The sequence below is a fragment of the Lactobacillus nasalidis genome, assembly GCF_016587775.1.
GTDB classification, from domain to species: Bacteria; Bacillota; Bacilli; order Lactobacillales; family Lactobacillaceae; genus Lactobacillus; species Lactobacillus nasalidis.
This window is the reverse complement of record NZ_BOCG01000382.1, coordinates 1-787: the sequence shown is the minus strand read 5'-3', so window position 1 is coordinate 787 and position 787 is coordinate 1. Positions and strand designations below refer to the sequence as shown.

The following is a 787-nucleotide window of genomic DNA, read 5'->3' as shown; positions in this document are numbered from 1 at the left end:
ACGGCGACCGGGTCGTCGACACGGTCAACGTCTTTGCCAACGAACGCTATTGCGAGCTGCTCGGCGTCGGCCGCGACCAGCTCTTTGGCCAGTGCTACCACGACTTTGTAAGAAGCGAGGAAGAGTGGCTGGAAACCAGCCTGGATGCTTTGAAAGGCCACCTGGTCAGCGGCCAGTGCTACAACCGCGCCTTGCGCAGCTGGGTCAGCTACTATTCCAAGGCTTCCACGGTGCCTAACTGCGTGGTGACGGTCTTTGCCCTTGATGATCAGGAAGAATCCGAGATCAAGCGCATCGCGGCCACGGACGCTGAATTCTTTGAGGTCAACCGGATTCTGATGGATGACCGCAAGTACTTCAGCTCCATGCAAAACGGCCTGCGGGAAATCGGCGACGTCACCCGGGCCACGCATGCCGTGCTTTTGGAAATTGGCAACGAAAGCTTTTCGATCAACTATGAATGGACAGCTGCCAACGCCCGGCCGCTGGAAGAGCATCTGGAAAACATCAGCAACCACTTCTTGCAGCCGCTCAGCGAGTTGCTGCAGTCGCAAAGCTACCTGCAGATTGCCGATATCAGCAAATTTGCCCAAGAGCGGACTGATTTCAGCAAGCAGGCAGAATTTTTCGACAAGCACGAGATCGACCAGCTGCTTTTGGTACCGGTCAGAAACGACCTTGGCGAATCCCAGGCCTACCTGCTGCTGGGCAACGTCTATGAGCACGACCGGATCGATCCGGTCCGCTTGCTGGAAAGACTGGCGCCCGTCTTCAGCAAGAAGCTGCG

1 pseudogene is annotated in these 787 nt (G+C 56.8%); it reads left to right on the top strand.

Annotated elements, in window-relative coordinates:
* Positions 1 to 787, top strand: a pseudogene (locus lacNas_RS07065) (EAL domain-containing protein); the annotation flags it as partial.